The following is an 18,297-nucleotide window of genomic DNA, read 5'->3' on the forward strand; positions in this document are numbered from 1 at the left end:
TGTAACCTCGCATTCCTCCCGGCACTGACCCTACGGGTACAGTGCGGGGCTCCTGCGATTTCTAGCTGAGGGGAAGCCTTGCAAAGTGCTACTCAATACCTAGACTCTTTTTTAAGCCTATTTTAGGGATCGGACAGCTCTAGCCAAGCAGCCCTTGGCTCCTCCCTCAGTAGATGCTTTTTCAAGGCCCAACGTCCAGAAAGGCGGGGTTATGAGCAAGCTGCTGCGGCTTGCCGCGCCAAGACCCACTCCACCAGGGTGCGCACCCCATAACCGGTGGCCCCTTTGTTGTTGTAGCCTGCATCCTTCTCTGTCCAAACGGGGCCTGCTATATCCAGGTGGGCCCAAGGGGTTTTCTCCACAAACTGCTTCAGGAACAGGGCAGCGGTGATGGATCCCCCTGAGCGGGGACCAGTGTTTTTCATGTCGGCCACAATGGAGCTGAGACCCTCGAAGTAGCCTTCCTCCAGCGGCAGGCGCCAGATTTTTTCGCCGGAAAGGTTGGCAGCTTGCTGTAGCTCCTGGGCCAACGTCTCATCCGGGGTGAACAAGCCGGCAATTTCTTCCCCCAGGGCAATCACACAGGCACCGGTCAGGGTAGCCAGATCGAGGATGGCATCAACGCCCAGCTTTTCTGCAAACACCAGTGCATCCGCCAAGGTGAGGCGACCTTCTGCGTCGGTGTTGTTGACCTCGATGGTCTTTTGGTTAGAGGCGGTGAGGATATCCCCTGGGTGGATGGCATGGCCGCTGATCATGTTTTCCGTGGCGGCGACGATGAAGTGCAGCTCCACTTGCGGCTTGAGGGCGGCTAGGGCCCGTGCAGCTCCCAAAACTGCCGCTGCTCCCCCCATGTCGGTTTTCATCATGGCGATGCTGCGGGAGTCGGTTTTGATGTTCAGCCCACCGGAATCAAAGGTCAGCCCCTTGCCCACCAGGGCCAATTTGGTAACAGGATCCCCTTGTGCCGGCTTGTAGGTGAGGTGGATAAACTGGGGCGGCAGATCAGAGGCTTTGGCCACACCCAAAAAAGCCCCCATCCCCAGAGCTTCGCATTCTTCCTGTCCCAGAATCTCCACCTCTAGACCATATTCCTGGGCCAGTTGGCGGGCGGTATCGGCCAGGGCAAGAGGAGTAACAATGTTGGCGGGGGCAGCCACCAATTCCCGAGCCAAGATGGTTCCTGCGGCCATCTCAATGGCCCGCCGCAGCGCGGCCTCGTAGTCAGAACGGGCCTGGGCCAGCCCCGGCACCAAAAGGGTTACTTCCTGCACAGAAAAGCTGTTTTCCTCTTCCCCTTTGGCTGAAGATTTAAACCGATTGTCCCGGTGCGCCACCAGTAGGCAGGCTTCGGCCACCGCCTGAACCCCACGCACCCGATCCAACCCCGTCTCCGGCAAAGACAGCATCACCTGCTTGGCTTTTAGGCTGTGAGCCTGGCGCAGGCCGTTGGCTGTGGCCCGTCGTAGGGCTTCTAGCGTTAGGGCGGCGGGATCCCCTAGCCCCACCAACACCAGTTTGCGGATCTCTCCTGTCAGGCGCAGGGCAACACTGCTATTCGGCTTCCCCTGAAACCCCTGCTCCTGAACGGTTTCCGCCACCAGCCCTGACCACGCCTTTTCATCCCAAGAGGCGATCTCAGGGGGCAGAGGAAAGCGGCCATTCCCGCCGGAAGCGGCAAAGCAATAGACCAGGGCACATTCCCCTTGAGTGAGTGGCGGCTCGCTAAGATGAAGCTGCATGAGAAACCCTTGACCAAGCTGTTGACAGCAGATCCTCAGTCTATCTAATTTTGCCGGCTCTTAGGGCAAGGGATCCCCCCTCTAGTGGGCGGGCCGGAAGATCCCGAAGCAGGAAGTGTAGCCGTGTAAAAAGGTGGATCCCCCAACGGGGCCGATCTCACCATTGCAAAAGAACCCCCCCAAGGGCAGCTCTCCAAGCAATTCCCGAAACCGTTGCGAGTCAAAATCGGGAGTGCCGTACAGGCCCTTGCCTCGCCCCAAACAGGAGAACATCAACGCCCCACAAGGCTCCGGCCTCGGTTGAGAGGGGCTTTGCCTCAAGTTGCGCTCGGCACAATAGCGGCTGAGGGCCCAACGCAGATCTTCTGCCGAAGTCTGGGCATCCCGCAGATGAAATTGCACCGTCTGGCCAGGGCGCACCTGATCCCCGATGGCCAGCGCCCCCACGCGCGGATCAACGCCCAAGATTACGCGAATGAGGAAATCTCCCGGCGTCGGCTCCGACTTGAACTCATCCATCAGCAGGCCGATGAAGAGAGAGTGGCGGGCCAATCGCTGATCCACGGGACTGAGCCGCTCTGCCAAGTCCTGCAAAACCGCTAGAGGAGGGCGACCCTCCAAGCCAAGAATCACATTCCCCTCTGCTTCCGTCACCCGCAAGGGATCCCCAATGGGGCGACACCCCTGGGCCACCACTGCATCCAGCACCACATTGCCGTAGAGCGCTAGCCCCACTGTGCCCTCTCGATACAGCTCCCGCCGAGGTGTGAGGGTACGCGCATCCAGCAAAAACAGAGCATTGCCCCGAGGGCCGCGGCCCCCACTGGCCAATCCCCCCACTTTGACGGATCCCGGATAGGCGAAATCCAACCCCTGCAGCAACTCTGAGATGCCAGAGGAAAATCCATCGGCCAAGAGCAGAAAATGAGGCTTGCTCTGCGGCGAAACCCCAACACAATCGACCCAGGCAGAAGGAGCCGCATCCAAGTCCGGCAATTGGTTCCCCCGCAGATGAAAAGGATGCAGCACCACCTCCGGCATGACCGCCAAAGACAAGGAGAGAGCCGGGCCATCCTCAATTTCATGCCCGCCACCCACAATGCCACCGCCGGAGCAGCCGATCAAAACGTCCACCTCCAGCAGCTCCGACAGCAATGGCAACACCCGGATGTATTCGCTGGCAAAGGCCGCCGACACAAACAAAACCCCCAAGTTGGGCCGCAGCGGCTGAGAGGGGACATACCCCGTCAGCAGCCCCGGCAACCCACCGGATCCCACCGTCTGCACCTGCCGACTCAGGACACTTTTCAGCTGGGCTGCCTGAAGCTTGGCCTTGGCTTCCTCCACCACCTGCCGCAGAGCCGCTTCTAGGGAAGGGAGCTGGGAGAGCGCGTTCACCCACTGCATCGGCGTGTTCCTACGGTCTGGAGTTTGCTGTCTTTAGGCTAGCAATTTATGGCCAGGCTGGCTGTTCTGTGTAGTCTCGCTTTGGGACAGGATCAGGGCAGATAGGGCCGGGGATCCACAGGTGCGCCCCCGCCGGGGCGGACTTCAAAGTGCAGATGCGGCCCTGTGCTCCAGCCAGTGCTGCCGCGGCTCATGATTGTCTGCCCCTGCTGCACGTACTGGCCTGTGGAAACGTAAATCTGATGGCCGTGGGCATAGCGAGTAACAATTCCGTTGGGATGGCGAATGTCCACTCGATTGCCGTAGCCATCCCCAGCATTCCCCGCGAAGATCACCACTCCCTCCTGAACGGCTACAATGGGGGATCCCACGGGGCCAGGAATATCTACCCCTGCATGAAGGCGACCGCGACGGTAGCCAAAGCCAGAGGTGATTTGCCCGGAGACCGGCCAGATAAACCCACTGCTGCGGGCCTGAGGAGGAGCTGGAGGAGGCGCTGGCGGCGCTGGCCGAGCTTGTGGCTGGCTCTGAGCTCGTCGGGCGGGAGCTGGGGTGGGCTGCGTACCCGGCGCCGGAATCGTAAGGCGTTGGCCAATGCGCAGCCAGTGGGGATTGCGCAAGTTGTTGGCTTGAATAATGGATCGCTGAGTTACCCCATAGCGGGCGGCGATCCGTTCGATGGTGTCACCGGCTCCAACTGTGTGGGTCAGGGATCCACCGGCCAAGAGGGCCTGCCGTTCTTGTTCCATTTGCTGGGCCCGGCGTTGCTGCTCCGCCTGTAATCGAGCTTGGGCTTCGGCTTGGCGTTGGGCTTCCTCCTCTTGCTGGCGGCGCTCTTCCTCTTCGCGAGCTTTCTGGGCAGCGATCATCTCCTTCTGACGCTGGATCAACTCGCCCACATCGCCGGGGATGAGCAGGCGTTGGCCAATGCGCAGATATTCCGGGCGATCCAGAGGAGTCGCTTCGATAATCCGCTGCTGGGGAACTCGGTAGCGGTTGGCAATGTCCTCCAGTGTGTCTCCCTGCTTGACGGTGTAGATCAATCCCGGCTGGCTGGGGATGAGGAGAACTTGCCCCGGCTTCAGCTCAGTACTGGCCTGAATACCATTGGAGACGGTGATGGCAGCCGCGTCGAGCTGATACATCTGGGTCAGTTGCCAGAGGGTTTCCCCCGGCTGAATTTCATGCTCCAGAATGCCTCTGGGCCCTTCTCCTGTCGGGATTCGCCCTTCTGCGAAGGCTTGGCGCAGCTGCTCCTTTTTCCGCTCGTAGTTTTGCTGCAGAGCGCCAGATAGCGTATGCACAGAGGGTGGGATCGGCTCTACCGCCGGAGACAGGAGGCGATTCAACTGTCGCTGCTGTAGGGTAGCGACTCCGGCCAAGCCCAGCATCAGCAAAAGACCAGTGGCCCAAGCCGGATATCCCCGACGCGCAGGAGCAGAATCCCCCGGCTCTGGATGGGCTGTCTCAGGCTCGGTTGGGCACCTGGGGGTGGCCGGCAGCTGCTCTTCCCCAGCTTCTGCGCAGGGATCCGCCTCCAGCTTCAGAAGCCATACCAGGCCCGTTAAGCTGAGAGAGAGGGCCAAACCAACCCATCTTGGCTTCGACCGCCCAGAGAGAGGGGCTGGAGCCCACTCCAGAAGATAGGCTTCCTCGGCAGATGAATCCGCAGAAGTCCAGGACTGTTCTGAAGGGATCCCCTTTAGGGGTGGGGGGAAAAGGGTGCTCACGGCAGCACCGCGGAAATCCAGCTCCCCGTTTTGGGGATTGGGGAAAGTGGGTTTTAAAGGCATCCTCACACCAACAGGCTGACACTAGAGTGCAAGAGAAGAAGATGTCAAAATGAGGGGCACAAGCCCCTTGGCACCGAGCACCCCTGGGGTGACTCAAGCCGGAGTGGAGTTCGCTAATGAACAGGCTGACTCGCACTCAGGTTAGAGTACCGTAGTTAACAAATCTAGACAAGTCTTGGCAGGTAATTTCAGCCACAATGCTTGCCTCACAATGGTTCCAGCCCTTGGCTCGTTGAGATTTTGTCGAGCCTCATCCGATTCAAGACAAAGTGCGCCATCGTCTTTTTTTGGAAGACAAAGCCTGTTTTGCTGTAGCTGAAACTACAAACTAGGGATACCCATGGATTTGGTTGTCTATAACACATTGACTCGCCGCAAGGAAGTGTTTCAGCCGCTGGCAGCAGGTGGATCTCATTCCGTCGGCAATTCCCAGGGATCCGCAGCTCCGGTTGCGGGGGAGAAGCCCCTGGTGCGGATGTATGTCTGTGGTGTAACGGTTTACGACCTCTGCCACCTCGGCCATGCGCGTACCTACGTGGTTTGGGACATGGTGCGTCGCTACTTGGAGTGGCGCGGCTACCGAGTGAAGTATGTGCAGAATTTTACCGATGTGGACGACAAGATCCTCAAGCGGGCGTTGGAACGTGGCGAATCCATGCAAGCGGTGGCGGAGCGCTTCATCGCCGAATATTTCCAGGACATGGATCGCCTGAACATCAAGCGGGCCGATCTCTACCCGAGGGCAACGCAATCGCTGCAAGCCATGTTCCAGTTGATCCAATCTTTGGAGCTCAAAGGCTTTGCCTACCGGGTACGGGATCCGATTCGACACCAGACCGACCCGTCTTCCCTCCTGCAAGCGGGACACCAGCCAGAGACCCCCGCCTCTGTTCAGTACTCTGTTTACTACTCTGTCCGCAAATTCCCGGATTACGGCCAGCTATCCGGTCGAAAACTGGAGGAGATGGAGGCGGGAGCCAGTGGCCGGGTAGGAGAAGAAGGAGCCGACAAACAGGATCCCTTCGACTTTGCCCTTTGGAAAGCGGCCCCCCCTTCTGAGCCGGGGTTTGCCTCCCCTTGGGGTTGGGGGCGACCGGGCTGGCACATCGAATGTTCCGCCATGGTGCGGGAGACCCTGGGAGATCACATCGACATTCACGCCGGCGGGGCAGATTTGATTTTCCCCCACCACGAAAATGAGCTGGCCCAATCGGAGCCAATCACCGGCAAGCCGATGGCCAAGTACTGGATGCACAACGGTTTTCTCAACATCAACGGCGAGAAAATGTCCAAATCTTTGGGCAACTTCACCACCCTGCGACAGGCCCTCGCCGTCTATCACCCCATGGCCTTGCGGCTGTTTCTGTTGCAGACCCACTACCGTAGCCCCATAGATCTCACCGAGGCAGCCATGCAGGCGGCTAGCCGTGGCTGGGAAACCCTCCAGAAAGGGATCCACTGTGCCCAGCACTTCTGCAAAGAAGAAAAGGGATCCCCTGATGCTGAGGCCATGCAAGCCTTTCAAGCTGCTATGGACGATGATTTTGGCACCCCTGAAGCGCTGGCTATCGCCTTTGAATTGGCCAAAGAACTCACCCGCGAACACAACCTGCTCACCCATCAAGGCCAAACCCACCTAGAGCCTCAGGCCCTGAGGCAAAAAAGCGCCGCTCTGCTGGAGATTTTGGCTACTTTGGGATTCTGTTGGCCCTCATTCTCTGAATTCGAGGGATCCAAAGAAGCAGCTACAAATGGGGAACTTAACTTTAAAAAAATCGAGGAGCTGATCGCGCAGCGCTCGGCAGCCCGCAAGGCCAAAAACTTTGCCGAAGCCGATCGCATTCGGGATCAGTTGAAAGCCTTCGGCATCACCCTCATCGATCAAAAAGATGGCACCACCCGTTGGCTGCGAGAATAGGGGTTGAGGAGCATTCCTCGGGCTCATTCAAAATGGATATGGCTGTAACCTAGGGGCTCAGAGGGGCAAAGTGCTTCTCCCTTCGTTTGGGTTGCTGGAAAAGTTCGGCTAGAGTCAGATCAGTGACTGTGTCAACGTCTCGGCGGATCTCAATGCTTTCTCCAGCTACCGCGCAAACTGATCTGAGTCCCATCGATCTGGATTGCCTGCTCACCCCTGAGATTCAGCGGCCAGCCCGCTACTTGGGCAAAGAGTTTGGCGCCGTCCACCGTCCTTGGGATTCGGCACGGGTGCGTTGGGTGCTGAGCTATCCAGAGTTGTACGAGGTGGGAGCTTCCAACCTAGGCCACCTCATCCTTTACAACATCCTCAACGCCCAGCCGGATCAACTGTGTGACCGCACCTACTTGCCAGGCCCGGATCTGGCGGCCCGCCTGCGGCAGTTGGGGATCCCCCTCTTTGCCGTGGAATCCCGCCGTCCTCTGCGCGCCTTTCACATCATCGGCTTCAGCCTGGCTTACGAGCTGGGGGGCACCAACATCCTGGAGATGCTGGACCTAGCCGGGATCCCGCTCAGGTGGTCGGAACGGCAACCCTTCACCCCGGAAGAGTGCCCTCTGATCTTTGCCGGTGGGCCAACCGCCACCTCCAACCCGGAGCCTTTTGCCGACTTTTTCGATTTCTTCGTCTTCGGAGATGGGGAAGAGGTGCTGCCGGAAATTGGCCAAGTGCTGGCCGGATCCCTGTCCAAGCCCCGCCGAGAGGTCTTGCTGGAGCTGGCCCAGGTGCCGGGGGTGTACGTGCCCCAGTTTTACGAAGGGATCCCGCCGCGGCCCATCGTGCCTGGGGTGCCGGAGCGCATCCGCCGTCGGGTGGCCCTGCCTCAACCCCAATACTCCGTCGGCCTGGTGCCTTTGGTGGAAACCGTCCACGACCGCCTGGTGATGGAAGTGCGGCGGGGCTGCACACGGGGCTGCCGATTTTGCCAGCCGGGAATGCTTACCCGCCCAGCGCGGGATGTGGATCCGGAAGCAGTGGTGGAGGCTGTGGTGCAGGGCTTGCGGAGAACAGGTTACAACGAATTTTCCCTCTCTTCTCTCAGTTGCTCCGACTACCTTTCCCTGCCGGCGGTGGGAGCGGAGCTGCACAACCGTCTCCTCAGAGAACACATTGCCCTTTCCCTGCCCAGCCAGCGGGTGGATCGCTTTGATGAGCAAATTGCCGCCATCATGAAGGGATCCCGCCGCTCCGGCCTCACCTTTGCCCCCGAAGCTGGCACGCAACGGCTGCGGGACATCATCAACAAGGGCCTCACCGATGCCGACTTGATTCGCGGCATTCGCACCGCCGTCCAAGAGGGCTGGGACAAAATCAAGCTCTATTTCATGATTGGCCTGCCCGGCGAGACCGACGCCGATGTCCTGGGGATCGCCCGCACCGTCGAGATGCTGCAGCGAGAATGTGCAGCCCTGGGTCGCAAGCGGGTGGAGTTTACCCTCACCCTCTCCAACTTCACCCCCAAGCCCCACACCCCCTTCCAGTGGCACCGGGTGGACTACGCCGACGTGCAGCGGAAGCAGGCCCTGCTGCAGAAGGAGCTGCGGCGGCTGCGGGCCGTCAAAGCCCACTTCACCGACATCCGCTTCAGCATCCTGGAAGACTTTATTGGCAAAGGGGATCGCTCCCTGGGACAGATGATCGAGCGGGCCTGGCGGGCTGGGGCCGGCATGGACGCCTGGTGGGAAAGCATCGACACCGCCTATGCTGCCTGGGTGAGGGCCTACTGCGGCGAAGAGGTGGATCCTGCCGCCGATCCGGTCGCCCTCTGCGCCCATCTCCCCATCCGGGAATTGGGCCTGGAGGATCCCTTGCCCTGGGATCACATCGATACCGGCATCGACAAAAAATGGCTGCAAAAAGACTACCGCCGCGCCCTGGAAGCCCTCACCGTGGAAGACTGCTCCTTCGAGGGCTGCTCCGCCTGCGGCATCTGCGGCCCCGGCTTCGGCCACAACATCGTCATTCCCCCTCCGCCCGTCCCGCCCCTGCAGAGCAAACCCACCCCCACCCCGGATCCCCTGGAGCCGGAGCCACCTGCCCAGCGTTTCCGCATCACCTACGGCAAAACCGGGGATCTGCGCTGGCTGGGCCACCTGGATCTCATGCGCCTGTGGGAACGGGCCTGTCGGCGAGCGGGGTTACCTCTGGCCTTCAGCGGCGGCTACCACCCCATGCCCCGCCTGGCCAACGCCAACGCTCTGCCCATTGGCCAGGAAGGCTATGGCGAAATCCTGGATCTGGAGCTGCTGGCTCGGCCTGAAGGTCCTCTGACGCCTGAGAAACTGCGCGCCCTTCTGAGCGAACAGCTGCCCCCGGAGATCCCCATCCAAGCCGTCCAAGAAATTAGCCTTCGGGATCCCTCGGCCACCGCAGCCGTTTACGCCGCCGAATATCAGCTCACGGTGAGCTGCGAGTTGCCCAAAGCCGTTCACGGCAGCGGGACGGAGTCCTCTTGGCCTGCCTGGGTCACCCAGATCCTAGACGCGCAGGAAATCTGGATTGAAAAAACCTCCAAGTCTGGCAAGTCCTCTCCCTTCAATGCCCGCGCCCTGCTTTACTACCTAGAGTTTCAGGGCCTGACCCCCGAGGGCAGTGCTTGCCTCCTTTACCGGGGCAGTTGCCGCAACGACGGTGCCTACCTGCGGCCCACCCATCTGGTTCAAATGGCCGAGTCATTGGGGTTGCCCCACTGGACACTACAGACGGCAAAGCGGCTGCGCCTGTTGTGGGAGAACCCCCTAGCCGATCCAGATTGAGCACTTCCTCTGGGAGCAACCCAAGGGCTAAGGGTCTGTCTGGGCTGAGGGATCCCACAAGCGCTATAATGCTGCTATTGCTGGCTCCTGCCGCTGTGGGGCTCGCCAAGCATCAACTTGACCAAGGGCGGGGTGAGCAGCAGGCAAAAGCTGGGCCGGATTCTGGAATGGAGACACTCTTAACTCAGTACCCAGGGCAGGTAACAGGCGTGATGGGGTCGAGTCGATAGGTGCAACAGAAAAGTGTGCCTCTTCGACCTAGCCCAGATCTAACCAGAAAATTTTACCCTGAGAAGGTGCTTCTTTCCGCGCGCAAACCCTGTCTTGTTGTGGACTATCGCTACGCGACGCTTTCGCGAACAGGCTGGGCCGCACAACTGGGGTTCTGCAATGGGCCAGCATTCGATCTCCCGAGGCGGAGCCGTCTTGCTCCCTGAGCCTATCGATTGAGCCCATCCATGAATCTCCATGCAAACCTCACCGAATCCATTCATCCCATCCGATGAGTTTTCCTTCCAATCAGCAGAAGCCCCCCGCTGTACCCACCAGAGCCAGCATTGGGTAGTTCACATGCACTTAAACTCACCTCACCCATTGGAGAGGAAACAAAGCCAAGCGTCAAAGCAGAGCTGAGGGTAATGGACAGCCCCATGATGAGTCAATCCTGGTCAAAGAAACTTAAGCGGATCCCGGCAAAAGGACAACACCTCGCCAGAATGAGGGTTCAATCCGTAACCGCGTGCCCTTGGGGCGGGGAGGGAAGTTAATGCCCAGGCAGATTGTCATTGCCGAGCAACATCGAGTGGCAGCCGTCTTCGCCGAAGATCAAGTGCAGGAGCTGATCGTCGCCAGCGGCGCTCACCAAGTGGGAGACGTTTACGTCGGAATCATCGAGAACGTTCTGCCCAGCATCGATGCCGCTTTCGTCAACATCGGCCCTGCAGAGCGCAATGGGTTTATCCACGTCAGCGACCTGGGCCCGCTGCGCCTCAAGCGAAGTCATGCCTCGATTTCTGAGCTGGTCTTGCCGCAGCAAAAGGTGCTGGTACAGGTGATGAAAGAGCCTACCGGCAACAAAGGGCCAAGGCTTACCGGAGATTTGGCCTTTCCAGGGCGGTATTTGGTGTTGCGACCCTACGGAAAAGGCGTTCATCTGTCCCGCCGCATCGAGGATCGAGAAGAACGCAACCGTTTGAAGTCGCTGGCCATTTTGATTAAACCCCCGCAGATGGGCCTGTTGGTGCGCACCGAAGCGGAAGGTGTGTCCGAAGAAGCGATGATCGACGACCTGGAGCAATTGAAGAAACTCTGGGAAGATATTCAACAGCAGTATCAGGCAGCACGGGGGCCGGGGCTACTCAACCGGGATGACGACTTTATTCAGCGGGTGCTGCGGGATGTTTACTCCGACGATGTGAACCGTATTGTGACCGACTCTGCGGCAGGAGCGAAGCGAGTCCGTAGCTATCTGCAGGGCTGGAACAAGGGCCAAATGCCCCCTGGTGTCGTTGTCGATGCCCACCGCGAGCCCACCCCCATTCTGGAGTATTTTCGGGTCAACGCGGTTATTCGGCAGGCGCTGCGGCCACGGGTGGATCTGCCCTCTGGTGGCTACATCATCATCGAGCCCACCGAGGCCCTGACGGTAATTGATGTTAACTCGGGCTCCTTCACCCAATCGGCCACTTCTCGGGAGACAGTGCTGTGGACAAACTGTGAGGCGGCTACCGAGATTGCCCGCCAATTGAGGCTGCGCAACATTGCCGGTGTGATTGTGGTGGACTTCATCGATATGGATTCCCGCCGCGACCAGTTGCTGGTTTTGGAGCATTTTAACAAGGCCCTCTCCAGCGACAAAGCTCGCCCACAGGTGGTCCAACTGTCGGAATTGGGGCTGGTGGAGCTCACCCGCAAACGGCAGGGGCAAAGCCTTTACGAGATCTTCGGCTATTCTTGCCCCACCTGTGAGGGGCTGGGGATCCTAGCCCGCTTGCCGGGGGCCGAGCCAGGGCATCTGTTAACAATAGAAAGCGGCCTGACGGTAACGCTACCCACCGAGGCGGAAGGAGGGGATGAGGAAGAGGCCGGCCCGATCCTGCCCCGCGATGGCAACCCCCAACGGGCACGCCTGCGAGTGGGGAGCGATGGGCTGTCTCGAGGCGATAGCCGTGCGCTGCTGCGGCGGTCGCGATCTGCCCCCGGACAACGACGCCCCAGCCCGGATCCCTTTACGACTTCAGACGATCTGGAGGAAGAGCCACGGGTTGAAACAGGACGCAAGCGTCCCCGCGAAGACTGGGGGGATCCCCGCACCGGCCAGCGCCTCGTTACGCGGAGCCCAGATACTCCTGCAGACGAGGAAGCCCCAGAGCCGATGCAACTGCCAGGGGGCGGAGCAGACCTAAAGCGTCAAGAACCCCGCCGTTCTGGCCCTGGGGAAGAGGCAGAATCCACCGCACGCAAAGACCACGCTCCCCCAGCCCGCACCGTTCGCGCCAGCGGGACGGAGTCCTCAGAAGGCCGTCCGGCCCCGGTACGGCAAACCGTCACCGTGGAGATGACCCCGTTACAACAACGGGTCTACTCGGAGCTGGGGCTGTCGCCGCTGTTGCTGCTTGACCAGCCGCCGCCTTGGGGCCGAGACACGGCGGTTAGGGTGGTTCTGCCGGGAACTCTAGAGGCGGAAAGTCCGCCCAGGATGGAGACTGAGGCAACTTCTCAGACAGAGGAGTTGGCACCCGAACCGGAGGCTCTGCAGGAGAAGGAGCTGCTGGACAACCTCTCTCCACCCGAACTTTCTGAACCCGAAATCTCCTCTGCTGAATCGTTCGTGCCAGCAGTGCAGAGCAGCTTGGCCGAGCCAGCCGCGGAACTGGGGATCAGCCCTGCCCAGCAATCTCCAGCAGCCTCCAGGCGACGGCGCTCCCGCAGCAGTTAGGCGCTGCTCTCAAGCCCAGGGGCAGGCATGGGAGTATGGTGGAGCGGGCAAGGCCGAGTTTGATCTGGGAGGGATCCCTTTGGCAGCAAGGGATCCTGCGGGTGGCGGGGGTGGATGAGGTGGGGCGGGGAGCCCTGGCTGGGCCAGTGGTGGCGGCGGCGGTAATTTTGCCGGCCCAGATGGATCCCAAAGCACTGGAGGGAGTGAGGGATTCCAAACAACTGCGTCCGCAGCAACGCGCTCAATGGGCGGAACGGATTCGGCAGGTGGCTTTGGCTGTGGGCGTTGGCAGTGCCTCTGCTGCTGAGATCGACCGGCTCAACATTCGCCAGGCCACGGTGCTGGCCATGCAGCGAGCTTTGGCCAAGTTGGATCCAATCGAACACATTTTGCTGGATGGATTGCCGCTGGCCGAGCTGGGATCCCGGCAAACGGCCCTGGTCAAGGGGGATCACATCAGCCTCTCCATTGCCGCTGCTTCAGTTGTGGCCAAAGTCTGGCGAGATGCCTTGATGCAGAGCTGGGATCGGCAGTACCCCGGCTACGGCTGGCGCACCAACGCTGGCTATGGCACGCGGGAGCACCGACTGGCGTTGCAGAACTTGGGGCCCACCCCGCAGCACCGCCGCAGCTTTGCCCCCTTGGCAGAACTGAAAGTCAGCAGATATGATGGTTAATGCAGTTGCATTGCCCACGTAGCTCAGTGGACTAGAGCACTGGGTTCCGGTCCCAGGTGTCGGAGGTTCGAATCCTTTCGTGGGCGTCTTCAGGCATATAAGTTCAGCCATATAAGTGGGCAACATACTCTCCGTACCCGTTGTAGGGCAAGGTGGGAACGATTTGCCACTGGGAACGGGATCCGAAACCGATCAAGACTTCCTGCTCCTGTGACCAGCGGGGGTGGGGCACCCTAGGATCCACATTGGCCTCAAATCCATACTCCTCAGGGGCGAGGGTATTCCAAAACGTGGAGGGTTGATGATCCAAAAGCTCGATTTTGACGATGGATTTTCCCCCCTTAAAGCCATACTTCCAGGGAACTACCATGCGAATTGGCGCTCCGTGCTGTTTGGGCAACGGCTTGCCATAAACGCCGAGGGCAAAAAAGGCCAACTCGTTGGCCATTTCCTCGATCCGCAACCCTTCCGTGTAGGGCCAAGGCAAGTTGGGGGGCCAGATCGGGCCAGGCATAATTTCCGGATCGTAAAAGGAAGTGAAGCGGACAAATCGAGCCGTCGGCAAAGGATCCACCCGTTCCAGCAACAGCCGCATCGGAAAGCCCAACCACGGCACCACCATCGCCCAGGCTTCCACACAGCGAAAGCGATAGATGCGCTCTTCGAGGGGGAAGTTAAACAGATCTTCCAGGCCCAACCGCTGAGGATGCCGCACCAGCCCGGTAATCTCGACAGTCCAGGGATCCGTGGGCAAAGCCTGTGCAGCCCGCCAGACGCGCTTGCCGGAGCCAAACTCGTAAAAGTTGTTGTAACGAGCAGCTACAATCTCCTCGGTGACGGGCCTGCCCACATCCGAAAAGTGGGGGTTGAGTGGGATCCCCCTCAGCTCTCGTTCTACCGAGGGAGCAGCTCCCCTGCTGCCAAACCCAAAAATAGAAAAACTGGCTCCCACCCCAACGGATCCCAGTTGCGCTAGAAATTGCCGCCGGCTGAAAAACATCTCTTCTGGAGTGACCTGTGCCTCTCGTTGCCAGGGGTGAGGAACTCGGATCCCGAACATCCATCAGCCATCCTTTGATTCAGAGTCAGGGAAAAAGTCTGCCGCCCGAACTACTACATCCTAAATGAATTACTACATCCTAAACGGATCTAAGCCGACATTCCCCGAGCTCGTTTCCAGCGCTGCCCCATGTGTAGTCATTTCAAATGTAGTCATTTCAAACAGCAATGAAACGATTTGTTATGTCTGTCCCTGGCTCCCCTCTCCTTTTGACAGAGGGGTTGGGGGTGAGGGAAACCCTGCAGGCTGGGATGATCGGTGACGAAATCACGGTATAGCCGTGTTGGCTGAGTCCGTGCTGCTGGAAAAAAGTGTGGGGATCAGCTAAGGACTTGAGCTGGGCTCCGGCAAAACGTAGATGGACTCCACTTGCCGCCCTGCCGATGGCACTGCCTGGATGGTGCCCTTGTCGATGTGGTAAATGACTTTCTCCGCTTGCAACTGATTCTCCCCTTGGTTGATGATGACCTGGCCCTCCAGCTCAATGCGTTGCTCCTGGCTGTAATACACAGCTCTTTGGGCGCGGGCCGTAAGCCGCTCGGCAGGAAAACTGAGGGTGACATTGCCAATGGCCGTAAAAACCCCTGTGTTGGCGTTGGCCTCCTGCACATCGGCGCTGATGCTGATGGCACGGGGATTCTGACCCCAAGCCGGGATTCCAAGGGCCAGCACCACACCCACAGCCCAGCCCAGCGTCCCTAGCCGCTGCCAACCCTTCCGGTCAAACGCCATCTCCAAAGCCATGCCCCATCACCCCGTCAAACCACCACAGCAGCCAGTCTAGCCCGTCAATCCAGGTCACAATGGCGGGGGGCAGCCTATGGGTCCGTTCCCTTTCCCCCCTGGGGCAGAGCTTGGGCAAGCTGTCTTTCCAATTCGGCAACCCGCTGCATGAGCTGTCGGTTGGCTTCCAGCAGCTCCCGCGCCTGGCTGTTGAGATAGGGATCCGATTCCCACCAATTGATGCCGATCTCCTTGGCCTTATCCACCGAAGAAATCAGCAGGCGAATGCGCACATTCAGCAACTCCACATTGCCCACCGAAACGGTGATGTCTCCGGCGATCACAATGCCCTTGTCCAGCACCCGCTCCAGCACATCGGCCAGCGAGGAGCCATGAGTAGCCGTGGTCAAGGGTTGAGAGCTAATCGGCACAGAGTTCATCGACCTCCAAAGTGTACCAACAGGCAAAAGACTCAGCCAGGCAGTTGGTCTAGCAGATAATTCAGCAGCTGGGATCCCTCTTCATAGCGCTTGCCGGCTCGCGGCAACAGCACATCCGCACACAAAGCGCGAAAATCGGCATTCTCTTTGCTAACTGCCAGCTCATGTTCCTTGACAATGCGCCCGATCATCAAACAACTGCGCAGGCTGGGGTGGCGCGTCAGATCCAACTTGCGGCGAAAAGCCCGCACAATGTGGACGATCTTGAGGGCGTCGGGGCCGGATAAGCCTATTCGCGAGGTGAGAATCTCCTTTTCGGTCTCGATGTCCGGCTCCCCCATATCGATGGTGATCATCCGATCCAGCAGCGCATCTTGGGCCCTGTGAACCCCGGTATATTCCTCCGGGTTAGAGGTAAAAATGGCCCGGAACTGGGGATGCACCCGCAGATATTCCGAGCGGTTGCTGTCCGGCGGCAACACCAGCAGCCTCTCCTCCAAGGCACTCAGGAGAGCATTGTTGGCCTCAGGGCGGGAGCGATTGAACTCGTCGTAGATGAGGGTAAACCCCTCTCGGCAAGCCAAGGTGAGGCGGGCATCCACCCAGCGCTGCTGCACATCCTCCTCCGTCTTCACCACCGAGTGAATGAAGTTGTCCACCACCCGCCGATGGGTAAAACCGGTGCGCCCCCCGATGAGGTCGGAAGAATCGAAGCGGTCATCCCCATAGATCAGCATAATGGGACGGCCCAGCAGGCTGGCCAGGTGCATCGCCAAAGTGGTTTTGCCCGTACCCGAAGGCCCCCGCAAATGCACCGCAAAGCCCGATTGCAAATAGCGCAAAGCGCGGCGGGTAATCCGCTCAATGTAGGGGGTGTTCACGAACTGGCGGGGACGCGCCTGCAGAACCGTGGCCATGGAGATACTCAACCTCTTTGCTGCCCTAGACTCTTTTGCCTTGACTATAGCCCGGATGTTCTCCCTGCGCTCGGCACAACTAAACTGCGACCGTCCCCGACACCATGCGCCGCAGCGTAGCCAAGATTTCCGAGGGATCCACCCCCAGATCCACCGCGCCGCGGGCCAACAAATCCCGCACCCGTTCCCGATCCCCAATTACCTGCAGCAGGGTCAGGTTGGGATCCTGTGCTTGTAGGGCACTCACATAGTTGTTGACGTAAGCGAGGATGGGATCCGCTTGTTCCTCAGCCCTAGGCGGAACTTCAGGGGGTTCAGGCGTTATTAAACCCTCCGAGGGCTGGGGCTGGGGAACAGAGACGGGAGCAGGCGGCTCCACTGGGGCTTGGTCTTCGGCTATGGGCGTTGAGTCAGAGGCAGATATTGGCGCCTCACCGGCAATCTCAACGGAACTGCCAGAACCTTCACCGGAAATGGAGACCTCAGGTTCTGGGGCGAGGACAGGGATCCCATTGCCCCACACCTGCTTATGCAACTCCGCCCGGAAAGTGGCCAGGGATCCCCGCAGGGCCTGGGCCTGGGCTTGCTGTTCCTGAGCCATCTGAGCCAGCTCCTGTCGAGCCATTTGCCGGAGAGCCTGTACCCACTGCCGCAAATCGGCGCAAAAAGACTGCCGCGCTTGCTGAGTTTTGTCGGCCATCGCCTGCCGAGCCTGCGTATAGGTGCTCAGCAAATGCTCCACAGCCGCAGTCAAGTTAGCCCGGAAAGCCTGCAATTGCTGCCGGCTGACTTCCAATTGAGCAGCTCGTTCCTGCTCCAGGCGAGCCAGACTCTCTGCCACCGACTTGGCCCGCTGAGCCGCCGCTTCCGAACGGGAGCATTCGTCCAGGGATCGCCTCACAGCCCGCTCCTGCCTCAGTTTCTGCAATTGGCTGCGGGTTTGCTCCGTCTGGTGCCGTATTGCTTCTTGTCGTTGCTGGCGGCGCTGCCCCAGCTCAACCATCAGGGCTTGGTGCTGCTCTAGGCGCTGCTGCCGGGATCGGCTTAACAAACTTCGATTCTGAGCCACCCGCTGGCTGCGGGCCATGGCCCATTGTTCCTGCAAACTCATGATCTCCAATCCCTCACGTCGTTTTCAATGCTTGGGTGGATACAGCTTCTCTGCCTGTTCCCAACTGGATGGCACTGCCAACCTGTAGCTCAGTGCAGCTGCAAGACTCAATCCTCGAACAAAACCCGCAGAAGCAAGGCAGAGACCGGCGGTGGATCCCTGCCTCGCTTTCCGAGAGCCTTCACAGCGGCCAGCTCCAGACCCCCGCCCAAGACCCATGACCCGTCAAACCATCACGGTATTGAAGGCAAGGGGATTGAGTGATTGGGCCAGATTTAGACGGCAGGAGCAGCAGCAGTAGCCGTCAGACCCACAGCCTCAGCGTACTTCAGGTAGGTTTCCACGGAAGCCACAACGACGCGGGCTTCAATGGCCAACAGCTCGATCCCAACCAAAGAAACCCGCACCCAGGCATCGACAACGATACCTTTGTCCAAGATGCGATCGATCACTTCGGCCAAGCTGGACGAGGAGTTCACTTTCTCAACTGCCATAACGATCTCTCCTGCACTGATACTGCTGATACTGATGAGGGTTGAAAAGGACAGACAACTCGGCGGCAAAATGGCATGTAGAAGGGATCCCAGCTGAGGATTCACCTTCCCTAGGGCGACAGCCGCACCCTCTATCACCCTAGCCCTATTGTGCTGGCTTTTTTCGGGGAGAACACCCGTAGATTCGCTTAAAAAAGACGGCTAAAAAAGACGGCGAACTCGAGGGGAGAACACCCGTAGATTCGCTTAAAAAAGACGGCG

The 18,297-nt window shown here is 59.5% G+C and carries 13 protein-coding genes and 1 tRNA gene; 5 read left to right on the forward strand and 9 right to left on the reverse strand.

Annotated elements, in window-relative coordinates; genetic code table 11:
* Positions 1-209: 209 nt before the first annotated feature.
* The 3 genes from NW840_RS08740 to NW840_RS08750 all read right to left on the reverse strand — a co-directional run bounded on the left by NW840_RS08740 (position 210) and on the right by NW840_RS08750 (position 4,942).
* The gene (locus tag NW840_RS08740; protein ID WP_414343704.1) at positions 210-1,742 is read right to left on the reverse strand and encodes a leucyl aminopeptidase; all 1,533 of its coding nucleotides are present in this window, start codon (positions 1,740-1,742) and stop codon (positions 210-212) included.
* A gap of 81 nt (positions 1,743-1,823) precedes the next feature.
* Positions 1,824-3,149 (reverse strand): FIST N-terminal domain-containing protein, encoded by a 1,326-nt coding sequence (locus NW840_RS08745; RefSeq protein WP_414330779.1) that lies wholly within the window; start codon positions 3,147-3,149, stop codon positions 1,824-1,826.
* A gap of 92 nt (positions 3,150-3,241) precedes the next feature.
* Positions 3,242-4,942, reverse strand: a complete 1,701-nt coding sequence (locus tag NW840_RS08750; RefSeq protein ID WP_414343705.1) for a LysM peptidoglycan-binding domain-containing protein — start codon at positions 4,940-4,942, stop codon at positions 3,242-3,244.
* A 340-nt stretch (positions 4,943-5,282) separates the two neighbouring features.
* Here NW840_RS08750 and cysS point away from each other — a divergent pair, with 340 nt between their 5' ends.
* The 5 genes from cysS to NW840_RS08775 all read left to right on the forward strand — a co-directional run bounded on the left by cysS (position 5,283) and on the right by NW840_RS08775 (position 13,377).
* Complete coding sequence (gene cysS / locus NW840_RS08755; RefSeq protein WP_414343707.1) at positions 5,283-6,860, forward strand: cysteine--tRNA ligase; 1,578 nt, start codon at positions 5,283-5,285, stop codon at positions 6,858-6,860.
* 152 nt (positions 6,861-7,012) lie between these two features.
* On the forward strand, positions 7,013-9,676 hold the full coding sequence (locus NW840_RS08760; protein WP_414343708.1) for a TIGR03960 family B12-binding radical SAM protein: 2,664 nt from the start codon (positions 7,013-7,015) through the stop codon (positions 9,674-9,676).
* A 766-nt stretch (positions 9,677-10,442) separates the two neighbouring features.
* Complete coding sequence (locus NW840_RS08765; protein WP_414343710.1) at positions 10,443-12,614, forward strand: Rne/Rng family ribonuclease; 2,172 nt, start codon at positions 10,443-10,445, stop codon at positions 12,612-12,614.
* A gap of 35 nt (positions 12,615-12,649) precedes the next feature.
* Complete coding sequence (locus tag NW840_RS08770) at positions 12,650-13,291, forward strand: ribonuclease HII (RefSeq protein ID WP_414343712.1); 642 nt, start codon at positions 12,650-12,652, stop codon at positions 13,289-13,291.
* 12 nt (positions 13,292-13,303) lie between these two features.
* Positions 13,304-13,377: transfer RNA gene (locus NW840_RS08775), tRNA-Arg, on the forward strand.
* A gap of 17 nt (positions 13,378-13,394) precedes the next feature.
* Here NW840_RS08775 and msrP read toward each other — a convergent pair.
* The 6 genes from msrP to gvpA form a co-directional block, all read right to left on the reverse strand.
* A complete protein-coding gene (gene msrP / locus NW840_RS08780) occupies positions 13,395-14,351 on the reverse strand; it encodes a protein-methionine-sulfoxide reductase catalytic subunit MsrP (RefSeq protein WP_414343713.1) in 957 nt (318 codons plus the stop codon).
* Between the two features lie 324 nt (positions 14,352-14,675).
* Positions 14,676-15,095 carry an LptA/OstA family protein gene (locus tag NW840_RS08785; RefSeq protein ID WP_011433424.1) on the reverse strand — a complete coding sequence of 140 codons (420 nt, stop codon included), beginning with the start codon at positions 15,093-15,095 and terminating at the stop codon, positions 14,676-14,678.
* A gap of 74 nt (positions 15,096-15,169) precedes the next feature.
* On the reverse strand, positions 15,170-15,514 hold the full coding sequence (locus NW840_RS08790) for a gas vesicle protein (protein ID WP_049749583.1): 345 nt from the start codon (positions 15,512-15,514) through the stop codon (positions 15,170-15,172).
* Positions 15,515-15,546: 32 nt separating this feature from the next.
* Positions 15,547-16,431: a gas vesicle protein GvpN gene (gene gvpN, locus NW840_RS08795; RefSeq protein WP_011433426.1), complete on the reverse strand. Its 885-nt coding sequence runs from the start codon at positions 16,429-16,431 to the stop codon at positions 15,547-15,549.
* A gap of 79 nt (positions 16,432-16,510) precedes the next feature.
* Positions 16,511-17,542 carry a gas vesicle protein GvpC gene (gene gvpC / locus NW840_RS08800; RefSeq protein ID WP_414343714.1) on the reverse strand — a complete coding sequence of 344 codons (1,032 nt, stop codon included), beginning with the start codon at positions 17,540-17,542 and terminating at the stop codon, positions 16,511-16,513.
* A gap of 275 nt (positions 17,543-17,817) precedes the next feature.
* Entirely contained in the window at positions 17,818-18,036 is a 219-nt protein-coding gene (gene gvpA / locus NW840_RS08805) for a gas vesicle structural protein GvpA (RefSeq protein ID WP_011429717.1), read from the reverse strand.
* Positions 18,037-18,297 lie beyond the last annotated feature (261 nt).

The organism is Synechococcus sp. R5-13, from assembly GCF_047462015.1.
In the GTDB taxonomy this organism is placed as follows: Bacteria; Cyanobacteriota; Cyanobacteriia; order Thermostichales; family Thermostichaceae; genus Thermostichus.